Raw genomic sequence first — 16,660 nt, forward strand, 5'->3', positions numbered from 1 at the left:
CCCGCTCGGTGCGGGTCAGCCGGGGTCGGTGATGCGGAAACCGACCCCGGCGGCCTGGATCTGGGCGAAATCGTCGGGGGTGATACCACGGCCGGTGAACCGCTCCACCGCGAGGAGCGCGACCAGCACCTCCGGATCCGTCGGCACCTGCCCGTGGCGGGGTGTCCGGAGGGTGTGGCCGAGCCTTGGTGAAGTAGGGACTGCCTCGTGAGGTGTGCCCAGCCGCCCCAGCAAGGCTGCGGGCCCGGCCGGGACGCGGCTGGCGAGCAGCGGAAGCGTTGCCGTGACCACTGTCGCCAACTCTGCCACGACCGGGTCAGGAACCAGGGACTCGTCAGGAACCTCGTGCACCATCCGCCTCCGAACCCCGACCGCAATGGACTCGGCGCGAGGCTAACGAGGGGGTGGGACGAAACCGGCCGCGCGGACCCGTGCCGGGCGGCACGTCGCGGTGTCCGTCGAGCCGGACACCCCCACCTGCCGCAAGCCGCGAGGTCCGTGTGAAAACGGCGTCAAAAATCCGGCGTTGGCCGTCATGGCCGCGTCACGAACCCTGTCCGTGACCCGACGAGCGGCGTGTGATTGCCCCGCGCGGCTCGGGACGCGGCCGCGCGAACGAGTCCGGTGAGGGAGAGTCAGCCGTGTCTGACGTGGTGTTCGTGCTGGTGACGGTGGGACTGTTCGCGGTGCTCGCCCTCGTGGTGAGGGGTGTGGAGAAGCTGTGAACCCCGTCAACGCCGTCGGCCTGGTACTGGCCGTCGGCCTGGCCGTGTTTCTGGTGGTCGCCCTGCTGTTTCCGGAGCGGTTCTGATGTCCGGCACGGCAGCCGGGGCGCTGTTCGTCCTCTCGCTCGCGGTGGCGCTGGTCGCCGTCCACCGGCCCTTCGGTGACTACCTGTACCGGGTGGTCGACGGCACCCGGCACTCCCGCGTCGAGCGGGGCGTCTACCGGCTGGTCGGGGTCGACCCGACGGTCGAGCAGTCCTGGGGTGTGTACGCCCGCAGCCTGCTCGCCTTCTCCGCCGTCTCGGTCCTGTTCCTGTACGCCTTCCTACGGCTGCAGAACCACCTGTGGCTCTCGCTCGGATTCGGGCCGGTGGTCGCCCACGGCGCGTGGAACACCGCCGTGTCGTTCGTGACCAACACCAACTGGCAGTGGTACGCGGGCGAGTCGACCATGGGCCATCTGGTGCAGATGGCCGGGCTGGCGGTGCAGAACTTCGTCTCCGCCGCCGTCGGCATCGCCGTCGCCGTCGCGCTGGTCCGCGGCTTCGCCCGCCGCCGCACCGGCGACCTGGGCAACTTCTGGGTCGACCTGGTCCGGATCACCCTGCGGATCCTGCTGCCGCTGTCGCTGCTCGCCGCGATCGTGCTGATGATCGGCGGCGTGGTGCAGAACCTGTCTACGGGCACCGACGTCGGCACCTTGACCGGAGGCAGCCAGATCATCACCGGTGGGCCGGTGGCCAGCCAGGAGGCGATCAAGGATCTTGGCACCAACGGGGGCGGCTTCTACAACGCCAACAGCGCCCACCCGTTCGAGAACCCGGCTGCCTGGACGAACTGGCTGGAGATCTTCCTACTGTTGGTGATCCCGTTCAGCCTGCCCCGGGTCTTCGGCCGGATGGTCGGCCAGGTCCGGCAGGGGCACGCCGTCGTCGCCGTCATGGCCGTGCTGGCCATCGCCAGCATCACCCTGACGAACGCGTTCGAGTTGGCCGGCGACGGCACCGTGCCGCAGGCGGTGGGTGCCGCGCTGGAGGGCAAGGAGGTCCGGTTCGGCGTTCCCGGCTCGGCCACCTTCGCCGCCGCCACCACGCTCACCTCCACCGGCTCGGTGAACTCGGCCCACGACTCGTACACCCCGCTGGGCGGCATGATGACCATGGTCAACATGATGCTCGGCGAGGTGGCGCCCGGCGGTGTCGGCGCCGGGCTCTACGGCATGCTCGTCCTGGCCGTCGTCACCGTGTTCGTCGCCGGGCTGATGGTTGGCCGGACCCCGGAGTACGTCGGCAAGAAGATCGGCTCCCGGGAGGTCAAGCTCGCGTCGCTGTTCTTCCTGGTGTCCCCGGCCCTCGCGCTGGTCGGCACGGCGGCGGCGTTCGCCACCGGCAACGACGTGACCGCGCTCAACGTCGGCCCGCACGCGCTCTCCGAGGTGCTGTACGCGTTCACGTCGGCGAGCAACAACAACGGTTCCGCGTTCGCCGGCCTGGCGGTCGGTACGCCGTGGTGGAACATCGCGCTGGGCGTCTGCATGTTACTCGGCCGGTTCCTGCCGATCGTCTTCGTGCTCGCGCTGGCCGGCTCGCTGGCCCGCCAGCAGCCTACCCCCACCTCCGAGGGAACCCTGCCGACCGACCGGACGCTCTTCGTCGGGATGGTCGTCGGTGTCACGGTGATCCTCGTGGCGCTGACGTTCCTGCCGGCACTCGCGCTCGGCCCGCTGGCCGAAGGGCTGTGAGCACCATGAAACAGCGCGACATGACCACGCCGGCGCCGCACGGCGCCGCCGACGCGGCGACCGCCGGTACGCCGGCCACCCACGGCGACCGCGCCGGTGGCCTGCTCGACCCCGGACAGTTGATCCGGTCCCTCCCGGATGCCCTCGGCAAGCTCGACCCGCGCAGCCTGTGGCGCAACCCGGTCATGCTGATCGTGGAGGTTGGCGCGGTCTTCACCACGGTGCTCGCGGTGACCGACCCGTCGGTGTTCGCGGTCGCCATCACCGCCTGGCTGTGGCTGACGGTGCTCTTCGCCAACCTCGCCGAGGCCGTCGCCGAGGGCCGGGGTAAGGCGCAGGCCGCCACGTTGCGGAAGGCGAAGCAGGACACCGTCGCCACCCGGTTGCTCGGCTGGACGCCGGGTGCTGCCCCCGACATGTACCGCGCCGAAGAGGTCCCGGCCGCGCATCTGGCGCGGGGCGACGTCGTCGTGGTGGAGGCCGGCCAGGTCATCCCCGGTGACGGGGACGTGGTCGAGGGCATCGCCAGCGTCGACGAGTCCGCCATCACCGGCGAGTCCGCCCCGGTGATCCGGGAGTCGGGCGGGGACCGCAGCGCGGTCACCGGCGGTACGAAGGTGCTCTCCGACCGGATCGTCGTGATGATCACGCAGAAGCCGGGCGAGAGCTTCGTCGACCGGATGATCCACCTGGTCGAGGGTGCCAACCGGCAGAAGACCCCGAACGAGATCGCGCTGAACATCCTGCTCGCCGCGCTCACGATCGTCTTCCTGCTGGCGGTGGTCACGCTTCAGCCCCTGGCTATCTTCTCGAAGGGCTACCAGGGAGCCGCGCCGGACAGCCAGGCGATCACCGCCACCGGGATCAGCGGGATCGTGCTGGTCTCCCTGCTGGTCTGCCTGATCCCCACGACCATCGGGGCGCTGCTGTCGGCGATCGGCATCGCCGGCATGGACCGCCTGGTGCAGCGCAACGTGCTGGCGATGAGTGGCCGGGCCGTCGAGGCCGCCGGCGACGTCAACACGCTGCTGCTGGACAAGACCGGCACCATCACGCTCGGCAACCGGCAGGCCGCCGATTTCGTGCCGGTCGAAGGCGTGCAGCGGGCGACCGTCGCCGACGCCGCGCGGTTGTCCAGCCTCGCCGACGAGACACCGGAGGGACGTTCGGTCGTGGTGCTGGCCAAGAACGAGTTCGGGCTGCGCGAGCGCGAACCGGGCCTCGTCCCGCACGCCACGTTCGTGCCGTTCACCGCGCAGACCCGGATGAGCGGCGTCGACCTGACCCCCAAGGACGCCGGGCCGGCGCGGCGGATCCGCAAGGGTGCCGCCGCCGCGGTGATGAGATGGGTACGCGAGAACGGCGGCGACCCCACCGAGCAGGTCGGTCAGATCGTCGACGAGATCAGCGGCATCGGCGGAACCCCGCTGGTGGTCGCCGAGCACGTCGACGGCCAGCCGGCGCGTGCGCTCGGCGTCATCCATCTCAAGGACGTGGTCAAGGCCGGTATGCGGGAGCGGTTCGACGAGATGCGCCGGATGGGCATCCGCACCGTGATGATCACCGGTGACAATCCGCGTACCGCCCGGGCGATCGCCGACGAGGCCGGTGTGGACGACTTCCTCGCCGAGGCCACCCCGGAGGACAAGCTCGCCCTGATCAGGAAGGAGCAGGAGGGCGGCCGGCTGGTCGCGATGACCGGCGACGGCACCAACGACGCGCCGGCGCTCGCCCAGGCCGACGTCGGCGTCGCGATGAACACCGGCACGTCGGCGGCGAAGGAGGCCGGCAACATGGTCGACCTCGACTCCGACCCGACCAAGTTGATCGAGATCGTGGAGATCGGCAAGCAGTTGCTGATCACGCGCGGCGCGCTGACCACCTTCTCGATCTCGAACGACATCGCGAAATACTTCGCGATCATCCCGGCCATGTTCGCCGGCATCTACCCCGGACTGAACGCCCTCAACGTCATGCGGCTGGCCACCCCGGAGTCGGCGATCCTGTCCGCGGTCATCTTCAACGCACTCGTCATCGTCGCGCTGATCCCGCTGGCCCTGCGCGGCGTCCGGTACCGCCCGGCATCCGCCTCGAAGCTGCTGCGCCGCAACCTGCTGGTCTACGGCCTCGGTGGCATGGTGGTGCCGTTCGTCGGCATCAAGCTCATCGACCTGCTCGTCCAGTTCGTCCCGGGGGTGTCCTGATGCGTCTTCCCAGCTGGCTCGCCCGACACCTGGCCGCCCTGCGCGCCCTGCTCGTCCTCACCGTGCTGCTCGGGCTGGCGTACCCGCTGGCCATGGTCGCGGTCGGCCGGATGCCCGGCCTCGCCGGCAACACGGGCGGATCGCTCGTGACGGTCGACGGCCGCGCCGTCGGCAGCACGCTGATCGGCCAGTCCTTCACCGACGCCGACGGCAACCCCGTTGCGCGCTACTTCCAGTCCCGCCCGTCGGCAGCCGGCGACGGCTACGACCCGACCGCCACCGGCGCCAGCAACCTCGGCCCGGAGAGCGTGGTCGACACCATCGCCGCCGACCCGGCGGCGTCGAGGCCGAGCCTGCTCACCCGGGTGTGCGCGCGCAGCAAGGCGGTGGGGGGACTCGACGGCGTCGACGGCCGGCGCCCGTACTGCACCGCCGACGGGGTGGGGGCGGTGCTCGCGGTGTTCCGCCGCGACGGGCTGACCGGCCCGGTCACCCGGGTCGTCAGCGTCAACCAGGTCGCCCCGGCCACCCCGTTCCTCGGCAGCTACCAGGGGGTGCCGGTCGAGTTGGCCCGCCCCGGTGAGGACTACGTGTCCGCCGGCGGGCTGGTTGTCCCGATCCGGGGCGACGCCCCGGCCGAGCCCGCCGTGCCGGCCGACGCGGTCACCGCCAGCGGCAGCGGCCTCGACCCGCACATCTCCCCGGCGTACGCGGACATCCAGGTCGCCCGCGTGGCGCGCGAGCGCGGCGTGGACCCGGCGGCGGTCCGCCGCCTGGTCCGGGAGCACACCACCGGCCGGCTGCTCGGTTTCCTGGGCTCGCCGGCGGTGCGCGTGCTGGACCTCAACCTGGCACTCGACCAGCGGTTTCCCGTTCGCTGAGGCGGCCCCCGTCCTGGGCGGAATGATGACAAGAGGCACTTCGGCGGAGGAGAGGACGCGGGTGGCGCGGGGAGAGCTGCGCATCTATCTCGGCGCCGCACCCGGCGTCGGCAAGACCTACGCGATGCTCGAGGAGGCTCACCGGCGGGCCGGACGGGGCACCGACGTGGCGATCGCCTTCGTCGAGACCCACGGCCGCCCCCACACGGCGGCGATGATCGGCGATCTGGAGCAGGTGCCCCGGAAGACGATGACGTACCGGAGCGCCGAGTTCACCGAGATGGACCTCGACGCGGTGCTCACCCGGCGGCCCGAGGTGGCCGTCGTCGACGAGCTGGCCCACACCAACGTGCCCGGCTCCCGAAACGGCAAGCGCTGGCAGGACGTCCAGGAGCTGCTCGACGCCGGCATCACCGTGCTCACCACGGTCAACATCCAGCACCTGGAGTCCCTCAACGACGTCGTCGCCCAGATCACTGGCACCACCCAGCGGGAAACCGTCCCGGACGCCGTCGTCCGCGCCGCCGAACAGGTCGAACTCGTCGACATGACGCCCGAGGCGCTGCGTCGGCGGATGGCCCACGGCAACATCTACCGCCCGGACAGGATCGACGCCGCGCTCGGCAACTACTTCCGGGTCGGCAACCTCACCGCCCTGCGTGAGCTGGCTCTGCTCTGGCTCGCCGACAAGGTCGACGACCAGCTCGACGCCTACCGCGCCCAGCAGGGCATATCCGCCACCTGGGAGACCCGGGAACGGGTCGTCGTCGCGCTCACCGGCGGCCCAGAGGGCGACACGCTGATCCGGCGCGCCGCCCGTATCGCCGACCGGAGCAAGGGCGCCGACCTGCTGGCCGTACACGTGGCCCGCAGCGACGGTCTGGCCGGTGCCGACCCGGCCCAACTCGCCCGGCAGCGGCTGTTGGTGGAGAGCCTCGGCGGCACCTACCACCAGGTGCTCGGCACCGACATCCCCGCCGCGCTGCTCGACTTCGCCCGCGGCGTCAACGCCACCCAGCTCGTCCTCGGCGCCAGCCGACGCGGGCGGTTCGCCCAGATCCTGTCCCGCGGGGTCGGCGTCACCACCACCGCGCTATCCGGCGCCATCGACGTCCACCTGGTCACGCATCCGGAGGCCGGGCGGGGCCGGCGGTCCCCTGTCCCGGCGGCGCTGTCCCGGCGGCGCCGGCTGCTCGGCTTCGTGCTCACCATCCTGGGCATGCCCGCCCTGACCGCGCTGCTCAGGGTCCTGCCCGACCTCACCCTCACCAACGACATCCTGATCTTTCTCGCCGCCGTCGTCGGGATCGCCCTGACCGGTGGGCTGTGGCCGGCGCTGCTCGCCGCGCTCGGCGGGTCACTCCTGCTCAACTGGTTCTTCACCCCGCCCTTCCACACCCTGACCATCGCCGAGGCTGACAATCTGCTCGCCCTGGGTGTCTTCGTCGGCGTGGCCATCGCCGTCAGCGGTGTCGTCGACGTCGCCGCCCGGCGTACCCGGGAGGCGGCCCGCGCGTCCGCCGACGCCCAGACCCTCGCCACCGTCGCCGGCAGCGTGCTGCGCGGCGAGCGGCCCCTGCCCGCGTTGCTGAACCGGCTGCGGGAGACGTTCGGGCTGCGCGCGGTGAGTGTCCTGGAGAGCGCCGACGAGGTAGCCGGCCGCCCCGACCTCGGCCGTGACACCGTCTGGCAGGCGGTGGCCGCCGTGGGCGAGCGACCACCGAACCGCCCGGACGAGGGAGAGACCGCGGTGCCGGTCGACGATCGGCTCACCGTCGTCCTCGCCGGCCGTCCGCTGCACGCCTCCGACCGGCGCATCGTCGAGGCGTTCGCCGCCCAGGCCGCCCTGGCGCTGCGCCAGGAACGCCTCGCCGCGGAAGCCGCCACCGCGCGGCCCCTCGCCGAAGCCAACCGGATGCGTACCGCACTGCTCGCCGCCGTCAGCCACGACCTGCGTACGCCACTCGCCTCCGCCAAGGCCGCCATCTCCAGCCTGCGCAGCCACGACGTCGAGTTCGACACCGCCGACCAGCACGAACTGCTCGCCACCGCGGACGAGTCCCTCGACCGGCTCGGTCGGCTCGTCGCCAACCTGCTCGACATGAGCCGCCTGCAGGCCGGTGCCCTCGGCGTGCACCCGGTGGCACTCGGGCTGGAGGACGTCGTACCCCGCGCGCTCGACGAACTGGGCCCGGCCGCGGCCCACGTGGCCACCGACATCCCCGCCGACCTGCCCACCGCCAGCGCCGACCCGGGCCTACTGGAGCGGGTCCTGGTCAACGTGGTCGCCAATGCCCTGCGCCACAGCCCACCCGACCAGCCACCGGCCATCACCGCCAGCGCGCACGCCGGCCAGGTCGAGCTGCGGGTCATCGACCGTGGGCCCGGCATCCCCGAAGACCAGTGGGAACACGTCTTCCAGCCGTTCCAGCGGCTCGGGGACCGGGACAACACCACCGGTGTCGGTCTCGGTCTCGCCCTGTCCCGCGGGCTCGTCGAGGCCATGCACGGCAGCATCACCCCCGAGACCACCCCCGGCGGAGGACTCACCATGGTCCTGCGGCTGCCCGCCGCCACGCCGACCGAGCCGACGGAGGGCCCGCAGGAATGACCCGCATCCTCGTCGTCGACGACGAACCACAGATCCTGCGGGCCCTGCGCATCAACCTGCGTGCCCGCGGTTACGACGTCGACCTAGCCGCCACCGGCACCGCCGCGCTCAAGACCGCGGCCAGCCGCCCACCTGACCTGGTCGTGCTCGACCTCGGCCTGCCGGACCTGCACGGCGTGGACGTCATCCGAGGGCTGCGTGGCTGGACCACGGTCCCGATCGTCGTGCTCTCCGGACGCGCCGGCAGCGACGACAAGGTGACGGCGCTCGACGCCGGTGCCGACGACTACGTCACCAAACCCTTCGGCATCGACGAACTCCTGGCCCGCATCCGCGCCGTCACCCGTCGCCACGGTCAGGGCGGCGAGGTGTCCGGGCCGACGGCGCGAATCGGCCGTCACACCGTCGACCTCGCCGCCCGCACCGTCACCCGCGACGACGGCGCCGACGTCAAACTGACTCCCACCCAGTGGGGCGTACTGGAACAACTGCTGCGCAACCCCGGCAAGCTGATCACCCAGCGGCAACTTCTGCGCGATGTCTGGGGGCCCGAGTACCAGAACGAGACCAACTACCTACGCCAGTACCTGGCGCAACTGCGCCGCAAGCTCGAAACCGACCCCGCCCGCCCCCGTCACCTCATCACCGAGCCCGGCATGGGTTACCGGTACCGACCATGAGACCGCCCAGGATCGCTTGCGGCACGGTCCGATTGACGTCACCGTGACCGGACGGTCGGGCGGCGTCGGGCTGGAACCTCCCTGACAGACTGGCAAGGGTCGACTTCTGGGGGACCCATGTCGCGTCGGATGTCTGGCCTGGTGCTGCTGACCCTGAGCTTCCCGCTGCTGATGCTCGGGATCACCGCCTGGAGGGAAGCGAACCACGAGGCGGGTGTCCGGGCGTGGCAGCTCGAGGAGGCCGCCTCCGCCGCCGACCCGAAGGACCGGGAGGATTTCGCCGAATACGCGAAATACACCTTGGACCGTCAGCAGAGCGCGGAGAGAACCCGGAACTGGCTCCTGACCGTCGCCGTCCTCGGCGCCGGCGGTGGCATCGCGTTGCTCCTGCCGATCCGTCGCCGGCCCGTCGCCGAACCGGCGTCGGATGACCCCGCCCAACCGGCGCGGGACGCCGCCGCGGAACCGGCGCAGGACGGCACCGCCCAACAACCGGTTCAGGATGTCGCCGCGGACGACGCCGGCCCGCCGGGCCTGTTCCGCCCGTGTCGGGCCTGCCAGTGGCGGATCTCGGTCGAGGCGATCGCGTGCCCCCGCTGCGGCTGCCCGCACGAGCCGGTGCCGGAACAGTCGGCGCCGGTCAACGGGATGCAGCGCGCCTTCTACATCGCCCTGCTCGTGCTCGGCCTCGGGTCCGCCACGGTGATCTACACCGTCCTGTTCGACAGCCTGTCGGAGACCAGGCTCGTGCAGGTCGCACCGTACTGGCTCTTCCCGAGCGTGTTCGGTTACTACGGGTTGGTGGCCCAGCGTATGGAGGCCCGGCGGCAGACGACCCACCTGGACACCGTCTCCGAGCAGTTGCTGAACGTCATCCGGGAGGCCGGCGGGTCCCTCGGGCAGGTGATCGCCCTGCTGATCCACGCTCCTTTCCTGATGGTCAAGAGCCGGCGACCGTCCTCGCCCGGACGAGCGAGACCGTCGCCGGCCTGCTCGACCGGCGCGACGAGCGGATCAACCGCATCGACGGCGATGCCAGCACCTTCGCCGGGATGACGCTGATCGCCGCCGTGCTCGTCGGCTTCGTCATCGAGGTCGCGCGCGGGCAGGACGGGCAGCCGTTCGCCGCACTCGGCGCGACAGCCGGGGTGGCGTACGTCGTCGCCCTGGTCGTGCTGCGCCTCCGCCGTTGACGGGGGCGGGCCGCCGGGTGGCGGCCCGCCCGTACGCGCGCTGCTCCTGCCGCCCGGCCGGTGGCCCTTGCTGGAAACGAAAATCACTTCCGATAGTCTGTGGGTCCGTCGTCGAAGGAGAACCTCTCGTGGCCGTACCCAAGCGGAAGACCTCCCGGTCGAACACCCGGCACCGGCGGGCGCAGTGGAAGGCGAGTGTGCCGCAGTTGACCCCCTGCCCGTGCCCGCGAAAGGAGATGGTGGTGCCGCACCGGGCCTGCGCCCACTGCGGGCTCTACAAGGGCCGCCAGGTGGTGGACCAGCCGTGACCGGCCGGCTGCCGGTCACCGTGCTGTCCGGCTTTCTCGGCGCCGGCAAGACCAGCCTGCTCAACCACGTCCTGGCCAACCGGGACGGGTTGCGGGTCGCGGTGATCGTCAACGACATGAGCGAGGTCAACATCGACGCGGCGCTGGTCCGCGACGGGGGAGCGCTGTCGCGGACCGAGGAACGGCTGGTCGAGTTGACCAACGGCTGTATCTGCTGCACGCTGCGCGACGATCTGCTCGACGAGGTGGCCCGGCTCGCCCGGCTGGGCCGCTTCGACTACCTGCTCATCGAGTCCAGCGGCATCTCCGAGCCGATGCCGGTGGCCGCCACGTTCGCCTTCGGCGTCGAGGACGGGCAGGTCCTCGACGATCTGGCCCGGCTGGACACCACCGTGACGGTGGTCGACGCGGCCGGGCTGCTGGCCCGCATCGAGGCGGGCGAGACGCTCGAGGCGCGCGGACTGGCCGCGTACGAGGGGGACGACCGCAGCATCTCCGACCTGCTGGTCGACCAGATCGAGTTCGCCGACGTACTGGTGGTCAACAAGACCGACCTGGTCACCACGGAGGAGTTGGGTGTGCTGGAGGCGCTGCTGACCCGGCTCAACCCGGCGGCCCGGCAGGTCCGCACGGTGCACGGACGGGTGCCGCCGGCGGAGATCCTGCACACCGGCCGCTTCGACCTGGAACGTGCCGAGACCGCCCCCGGCTGGGTGGCCGAACTCAACGGCGAGCACGTGCCCGAGACCGAGGAGTACGGCATCTCCAGCATCGTCTTCCGCGATCACCGGCCGTTGCACCCGCAGCGGCTGTGGGATCTGCTCACCGACGGGCTGGACCGGTTCGGCGTTCTGCGCTCCAAGGGCTTCCTCTGGTTGGCCAGCCGCCCGGACGTGCAGGCGCTCTGGTCGCAGGCTGGCCCGTCCGGGCGCTGCGACCCGGCCGGCGTACCGGTCGCGGTCTCCGGTGAGTGGCCGGAGGATCCCGTCGACCGGGCCGAGTTGGCCTCCCGCTGGCATCCGGTCTTCGGCGACCGCCAGCAGGAACTCGTCCTGATCGGAGTGGGGCTGGACGCCGGCGGCCTACGCGCGGCGTTGGAGGACTGCCTGCTCACCGAGGCCGAGATCGCCGTCGGTGAGGACGGCTGGCGGGCGCTGCCCGACCCGTTCCCGGAATGGGACTTCGGTGACGGTGACGAGCACGCGCACCCCGAACCGGTCGCCGTCCCGGGTCGGCGCTGACGTGTCCACTCACCTCGTACCCGAGGACGTGGCCGGATGGCGGCGGGACTGGGAGGCGATGATGCGCCACTACCAGCCCGGCCGGGACGCCCTCCTGACGGCCGGGCTGGACGCGGTCCAGGCGCTGACCGGCCGGCCGCCACAGCGGGTACTCGATGTCGGCGGCGGACCGGGCACCACCGCCGAGGCCGTCCTCGCCCGTTGGCCCGACGCGCAGGTCACCGTGCTCGACGTCGACCCGGTGCTGCTGGCGCTCGCCGATGCCGCGCTGCCGGGCCGCGTCCACACCGTGTCCGCGGACCTCGGCTCACCGGGCTGGACGGCCCTCGCCGGCGGCCCGTTCGACCTGGTCCTGGCCATCATGACCGCGCACTACCTGCCGGAGCGGCGACTCCGGGACTGGTACGCCGAGGCACGCACGGTGCTGCGTCCGCACGGACTGCTCCTGCTGGCCGATCCCGTAGCGGACGACCAGCCGGCTGCACGCCCGGCGGAAGCGCCCCAGCAGCGGCGAGACAGCGCCGGCGATCCGTGGACGGACTGGTGGCGTCAGCTCGTCGGGCATCCGGTCCTGGAGCCACTGCTGCGCCGACGGGCCGCCCTCCTGGCCGGGCTGACCAGCGCGGAGTTCGTGGCGCCGGTCCGCTGGCACCGGCAGGCGGCGTCTCGGGCCGGGTTCGGTCCCGCCGTGACGCTCCGCCGGGACGGCGGCCACGCGCTACTGGCCCTGCCGGCGTCCGGGGACGGGCGGTAACCGGCTCCTCGTCGCGCCCGGTCGGCGTTGTGGTGGTCGGTCACCGGTCATCGACCGGCCAGCCCGTGTCGGCGAGGCAGGCCACGGGCCGGGCCGGTCGATGAGTAACCGGCTCAGCGTGAGCGCTGTGGCCCGCGTCGGGCGTACTTGGCGCGGAACTTCTCCACCCGTCCCTCGGTGTCGAGCAGGCGCTGCCGGCCGGTCCAGAAGGGATGGCTGGCCGAGGAGATCTGCACGTCGATCACGGGGTACGTCTTGCCGTCGGTCCACTCGACGGTCTGGTCGCTGGTGGCGGTGGAGCGGGTGAGGAAGGCGAAGTCGGCGGCGCGGTCGCGGTAGACGACGGGCCGGTAGGTGGGGTGGATGCCGGGCTTCACGTGGGTTCTCCTTCGGTGTCGGTCGGGTCCAGGCCGGCGAGCGGGAAGCAGCCGGCGAACGGGTCGTGGTAGGTACGCCAGGTCTCCTCGCCGTCGGCGAGTTCGGCGTCGGTGAGCAGGCAGCGGCTGAGGGTGCGGTGCAGGTCGGCGGGGTCGAGGTCCAGGCCGATGAAGGCGAGGTGCTGGTGGCGGTCCCCGTAGTAGGGGTCCCAGTCGAGCGCCGCCGCGAGCCGACGGTGGTCGGAGACGTGGTCCCAGTGCTGGTCGGGCAGGACGGCCAGCCAGCGGCCCAGGGAACCGAGGCCGAGGCCGCCGCCGGCGAACTCCCAGGCGACCACCGTCTCGGGTTGGCTGGCCAGCCAGAGGTGGCCCCGGGAGCGGATGATCTCGGCGTTGACCTCTTCCAGGACGTTGTGCAGCCGGCCGGGGTGAAACGGGCGCCGGGCACGGAAGACCACCGAGACCACGCCGCAGTCCGGGTGCGGCTCGTGCACCCCGAGGGAGTAGCCCTCCAGGCCGCGGGCCAGCACGCCGGGGGTTTCGGGGCGGTGCCGGCCGGTGCCGCGTAGCTGGCGGGTCAGTTCCCCGGCGTCGACGTGGTCGCCCTGGACGGACACCAGGGTCGCCCAGGGGGTCATCCGTTCCAGCAGCACCGCGAGGCGGCTGGTGTCGTACGCCCCTTCCGGTGAGTCTCCCCAGAGGACCAGCGTGTCGGCGTACTCGATCTGCCGGACGACGACGTCGGCGAGGGCGCGGTCGTCGTTGTCGGCGGCCTGGATGCCGAGGGCCCGGAGCTCGTCGGTGCTGGCGAGGCCGTCGAGCAGGTGCTCGGCGGCCACGACGGTGACGTAGGAGTCGATCCGCAACAGGTCGGCCAGGGACGTGCCGTCGACGAGGCAGTGCGCGCAGGCGGCGGCGACGGCCTCGGGTTCGACCACCTCGGGCAGCATCAGCAGCAGGTCCCGACCGGGGTGCGCGCGGGCGAGCCGGGCGAGGGTGGGCAGCACGTCCTCCCGCAGGGTGCAGGAGACGCAGCCGTGCGCCAGGGTGATCCGCTCGTCCTCCCACACCCCGGCGGCGTCGCGGACCACCCGGTGCACGGTGCCCTCGCGGACCTCGGCGAGATCGTGGCGGACCAGCAGCAGTGCCGGGTCGGCGGCGAGGAGCGCGCGAGCGACGGCGTACGTGGCGGCCGGCCAGAAGCCGCTGAGCACGGTCAGCGACGGCCGGGTGCCGGCCGCCGGGGCTCCGGCGTCGGCCGGTGCGAGCGGTGACGTCGACATCACAGTCCTCTCGACCAAGTTGAAAACGGTTGTCATTATAGGCACGTGATCGACCACAAGGCTCGTTGTGAAGGAGTGACCCGTGTCCCGACGCTGTGACGTCACCGGGGCGAAGCCGAGCTTCGGCAACGCCGTGTCCCACTCCCACCGGCGCACCCGCCGCCGGTGGAACCCCAACCTGCAGAACCACCGCTACTGGCTGCCCTCCGAGCGGCGGTGGATCCGGCTGACCCTGACCGCCAAGGCGCTGAAGACCGTGGACCGCAAGGGCATCGAGAAGGTCGTGGCCGAACTGCGCGCCCGTGGGGTGACGGTCTGATGGCCCGCCAGACCGACGTTCGCCCGATCGTGCGGCTGCGCAGCACCGCCGGCACCGGCTACACGTACGTCACCCGCAAGAACCGCCGCAACGACCCCGACCGGCTGGTGCTGCGCAAGTACGACCCGGTGGTACGCCGGCACGTCGAGTTCCGCGAGGCACGCTGAGATGGCCCGCAGGAGCCTGGGCAACCGGCAGGCCCGCCGCGCCGAACTCGTCGCCCGGCACGCCGAGCGCCGCGCCGGACTGAAGCGGGCCATCGCCCGCCCGGACACCGATCCGGCCGTCCGGGACGACGCCGTCCGCCAACTGGCCCGCCTGCCGCGGGATTCCAGCTCGGTACGGCTGCGCAACCGCGACGTGGTCGACGGGCGGCCACGCGGAGTGCTGAGCCGCTTCGGGCTGTCCCGGCTGCGGTTCCGCGAGATGGCGCTGCGCGGCGAACTCCCCGGCATCCGCAAGGCGTCCTGGTGAACTACCGGCGGCCGGGGGCTTCACGTCGACGCTGGAGGGCGACGCCCTGCCGTAACTGAAAGCCGTTACCATTACCAGAATCCGCCGAGAGTGGGGGGTATCTCTGGGCGGACGGATCCGGCCGGCGCGGCCCCGCATGCACGGGTGCCGCGCCGGCCTGGTTGTCGTTGGATGGGGTGGTGAGACGCGGCAGGGAGGGTGGTCAGCGACCGGTGGCTGCCTCGCCGCCGACCGGGCCGAAGGTGTGCCCGGCGGTGCCGTGCCCGGCGGTGTCGCCGTCGTGGTGGTCGGCGTGGAAGAGTGCCTCGGTCAGCAGTCGCTGCACATGCACGTCGGCGGCCGAGTAGTAGACGAAGGTCCCTTCCCGTCGGCCCCGTACCAGCCCGGCGAGACGCAGCTTCGCCAGGTGCTGGCTCACCGCGGTCGGTGCCGCACCAACCAGTTCGGCCAGGCAGGCGACCGAGGACTCCCCCTGCAGCAGCGCCCAGAGGATCTTGATGCGGGTCGGGTCGGCGAGCAGCCGGAAGCCTTCGGCGGCGAGCTGGACCTGCTCGTCGTGCGGCATGCGGAAATCCGGCAACGACGTGTGCACGCTCTCACTCTACCGGCCACGGATCCCTGCCTGATCTACTGCATGCGAAGATGCGCAGGTATGCTGCTGGCGTGACGATGACCCGGGAAGCCACGCGCACTCCCTCGGCGGCCCCACCACCGGCCAAGCCCCTCACCCACCGCCTCTGGGCCCTGCCCGAAGTGCGGTGGGCCGCCGCGGCGCTGGTGCTGTTCGCCCTCGGCGGCGCCGCCCAGCTGGCCGGCGCCCCGGCGCCGCTGTGGTGGGCGCTGTACCTCGCCTGTTACCTGGCGGGCGGCTGGGAGCCGGCGCTGTCCGGCCTGCGCGCACTGCGCGAGCGCACCCTGGACGTGGACCTGCTGATGATCGTCGCAGCCCTCGGCGCCGCCGGGATCGGCCAGGTCTTCGACGGAGCGCTGCTGATCGTCATCTTCGCCACCTCCGGGGCGCTGGAGGCGTTCGCGACAGCCCGCACCGCCGAGTCCGTCCGCGCGCTGCTCGACCTCAGCCCGGACCGGGCCACCCGGGTCGGCCAGGACGGGAACGAGGAGACGGTGGATCCGGCACGGCTGCGCGTCGGTGACCTGATCCGGGTACGCCCCGGCGAGCGCATCGGCGCCGACGCCGTCGTCGTCGACGGCACCAGCGAGGTCGACCAGGCGAGCATCACCGGTGAACCGCTACCGGTGGACCGGCGGCCCGGCGACGAGGTCTTCGCCGGCACCGTCAACGGCACCGGGGCACTGCTGGCCCGGGTGCACCGCCCCGCCGGAGAGACGGTGCTCGCCCGGATCGTCGCCCAGGTGGAGCAGGCCTCCGCCACCAAGGCACGCACCCAGCTGTTCATCGAGAAGGTCGAGCAGCGCTACTCGATGGGCGTCGTGGTGGCCACGCTCGCGCTGTTCACCGTGCCACTGATGCTCGGCGCGGCGCTGCAGCCCACCCTGCTGCGGGCGATGACCTTCATGATCGTGGCCTCCCCCTGCGCGGTGGTGCTGGCCACCATGCCGCCGCTGCTGTCCGCGATCGCCCTCGCCGGCCGGCACGGCGTACTGGTCAGGTCCGCGGTCGTGATGGAACGCCTCGCCGACATCGACGCCGTCGCCTTCGACAAGACCGGCACCCTCACCGAAGGCACCCCCGTGGTCACCGCCATCCATCCGATCGGCCCCACCCACGACGAGGGCGCGCTGCTGCGCCTGGCCGCCGCGGCGGAGGCACCCAGCGAGCACCCACTCGCCGCGGCCGTGACCGCCGAAGCCCGCCGCCTGTCTCTTATACAGATCTCCGAGCCCACG

The 16,660-nt window shown here is 72.0% G+C and carries 20 protein-coding genes; 16 read left to right on the forward strand and 4 right to left on the reverse strand.

Features of this window, described 5'->3' with window-relative positions; translation table 11 throughout:
- Positions 1–15 precede the first annotated feature (15 nt).
- The gene (locus tag E1182_RS32670) at positions 16–147 is read right to left on the reverse strand and encodes a hypothetical protein (RefSeq protein WP_256370807.1); all 132 of its coding nucleotides are present in this window, start codon (positions 145–147) and stop codon (positions 16–18) included.
- 431 nt (positions 148–578) lie between these two features.
- Here E1182_RS32670 and E1182_RS30860 point away from each other — a divergent pair, with 431 nt between their 5' ends.
- The 12 genes from E1182_RS30860 to E1182_RS04380 all read left to right on the forward strand — a co-directional run bounded on the left by E1182_RS30860 (position 579) and on the right by E1182_RS04380 (position 12,338).
- Complete coding sequence (locus tag E1182_RS30860) at positions 579–725, forward strand: hypothetical protein (protein ID WP_165942506.1); 147 nt, start codon at positions 579–581, stop codon at positions 723–725.
- The gene (kdpF, locus tag E1182_RS04335) at positions 722–811 is read left to right on the forward strand and encodes a K(+)-transporting ATPase subunit F (RefSeq protein WP_132261319.1); all 90 of its coding nucleotides are present in this window, start codon (positions 722–724) and stop codon (positions 809–811) included. Before E1182_RS30860 ends, kdpF begins: the two co-directional genes overlap by 4 nt.
- Complete coding sequence (kdpA, locus tag E1182_RS04340; RefSeq protein WP_132261320.1) at positions 811–2,466, forward strand: potassium-transporting ATPase subunit KdpA; 1,656 nt, start codon at positions 811–813, stop codon at positions 2,464–2,466. Before kdpF ends, kdpA begins: the two co-directional genes overlap by 1 nt.
- 20 nt (positions 2,467–2,486) lie before the next feature.
- Complete coding sequence (gene kdpB, locus E1182_RS04345; protein WP_132261321.1) at positions 2,487–4,670, forward strand: potassium-transporting ATPase subunit KdpB; 2,184 nt, start codon at positions 2,487–2,489, stop codon at positions 4,668–4,670.
- On the forward strand, positions 4,670–5,551 hold the full coding sequence (locus tag E1182_RS04350) for a potassium-transporting ATPase subunit C (protein ID WP_132261322.1): 882 nt from the start codon (positions 4,670–4,672) through the stop codon (positions 5,549–5,551). The genes kdpB and E1182_RS04350 overlap by 1 nt, the downstream gene beginning before the upstream one ends.
- A 61-nt stretch (positions 5,552–5,612) precedes the next feature.
- Entirely contained in the window at positions 5,613–8,162 is a 2,550-nt protein-coding gene (locus tag E1182_RS04355; RefSeq protein ID WP_132261323.1) for a DUF4118 domain-containing protein, read from the forward strand.
- Positions 8,159–8,842 carry a response regulator gene (locus E1182_RS04360; protein ID WP_132261324.1) on the forward strand — a complete coding sequence of 228 codons (684 nt, stop codon included), beginning with the start codon at positions 8,159–8,161 and terminating at the stop codon, positions 8,840–8,842. Before E1182_RS04355 ends, E1182_RS04360 begins: the two co-directional genes overlap by 4 nt.
- 129 nt (positions 8,843–8,971) lie before the next feature.
- Complete coding sequence (locus E1182_RS04365; RefSeq protein WP_132261325.1) at positions 8,972–9,898, forward strand: hypothetical protein; 927 nt, start codon at positions 8,972–8,974, stop codon at positions 9,896–9,898.
- Entirely contained in the window at positions 9,895–10,035 is a 141-nt protein-coding gene (locus E1182_RS30865) for a hypothetical protein (RefSeq protein WP_165942507.1), read from the forward strand. The genes E1182_RS04365 and E1182_RS30865 overlap by 4 nt, the downstream gene beginning before the upstream one ends.
- A 128-nt stretch (positions 10,036–10,163) precedes the next feature.
- Positions 10,164–10,343: a 50S ribosomal protein L32 gene (gene rpmF / locus E1182_RS04370; protein WP_132181545.1), complete on the forward strand. Its 180-nt coding sequence runs from the start codon at positions 10,164–10,166 to the stop codon at positions 10,341–10,343.
- Positions 10,340–11,584 carry a GTP-binding protein gene (locus E1182_RS04375; RefSeq protein ID WP_132261326.1) on the forward strand — a complete coding sequence of 415 codons (1,245 nt, stop codon included), beginning with the start codon at positions 10,340–10,342 and terminating at the stop codon, positions 11,582–11,584. Before rpmF ends, E1182_RS04375 begins: the two co-directional genes overlap by 4 nt.
- A gap of 1 nt (position 11,585) precedes the next feature.
- Positions 11,586–12,338 (forward strand): class I SAM-dependent methyltransferase, encoded by a 753-nt coding sequence (locus tag E1182_RS04380; protein ID WP_243706029.1) that lies wholly within the window; start codon positions 11,586–11,588, stop codon positions 12,336–12,338.
- Positions 12,339–12,451: 113 nt separating this feature from the next.
- On the opposite strand, the gene E1182_RS04385 is transcribed toward E1182_RS04380, so the two are convergent.
- On the reverse strand, positions 12,452–12,715 hold the full coding sequence (locus tag E1182_RS04385) for a type B 50S ribosomal protein L31 (protein ID WP_132261327.1): 264 nt from the start codon (positions 12,713–12,715) through the stop codon (positions 12,452–12,454).
- Positions 12,712–14,001, reverse strand: coding sequence for a GTP-binding protein (locus E1182_RS04390; RefSeq protein WP_132261334.1), 1,290 nt, complete (start codon positions 13,999–14,001; stop codon positions 12,712–12,714). Before E1182_RS04390 ends, E1182_RS04385 begins: the two co-directional genes overlap by 4 nt.
- 79 nt (positions 14,002–14,080) lie before the next feature.
- On the opposite strand from E1182_RS04390, the gene rpmB reads away from it, so the two are divergent.
- From rpmB to rpsN, 3 genes are read left to right on the forward strand one after another with little or no spacing between them, the layout of a single operon-like run.
- A complete protein-coding gene (gene rpmB / locus E1182_RS04395; RefSeq protein WP_132261328.1) occupies positions 14,081–14,317 on the forward strand; it encodes a 50S ribosomal protein L28 in 237 nt (78 codons plus the stop codon).
- Entirely contained in the window at positions 14,317–14,484 is a 168-nt protein-coding gene (gene rpmG / locus E1182_RS04400) for a 50S ribosomal protein L33 (protein ID WP_013287204.1), read from the forward strand. Before rpmB ends, rpmG begins: the two co-directional genes overlap by 1 nt.
- 1 nt (position 14,485) lies before the next feature.
- A complete protein-coding gene (gene rpsN / locus E1182_RS04405) occupies positions 14,486–14,791 on the forward strand; it encodes a 30S ribosomal protein S14 (RefSeq protein WP_132261329.1) in 306 nt (101 codons plus the stop codon).
- A gap of 202 nt (positions 14,792–14,993) precedes the next feature.
- Here the strand turns inward: rpsN and E1182_RS04410 are convergent, their stop codons facing one another.
- Positions 14,994–15,383 carry a metalloregulator ArsR/SmtB family transcription factor gene (locus E1182_RS04410; protein ID WP_207913892.1) on the reverse strand — a complete coding sequence of 130 codons (390 nt, stop codon included), beginning with the start codon at positions 15,381–15,383 and terminating at the stop codon, positions 14,994–14,996.
- 77 nt (positions 15,384–15,460) lie between these two features.
- On the opposite strand from E1182_RS04410, the gene E1182_RS04415 reads away from it, so the two are divergent.
- Positions 15,461–16,660 (forward strand): HAD-IC family P-type ATPase (locus tag E1182_RS04415; RefSeq protein ID WP_132261335.1); only part of this gene is annotated, 1,200 nt, incomplete at its 3' end.

The organism is Micromonospora sp. KC721, from assembly GCF_004348355.1.
Lineage (GTDB): Bacteria > Actinomycetota > Actinomycetes > Mycobacteriales > Micromonosporaceae > Micromonospora.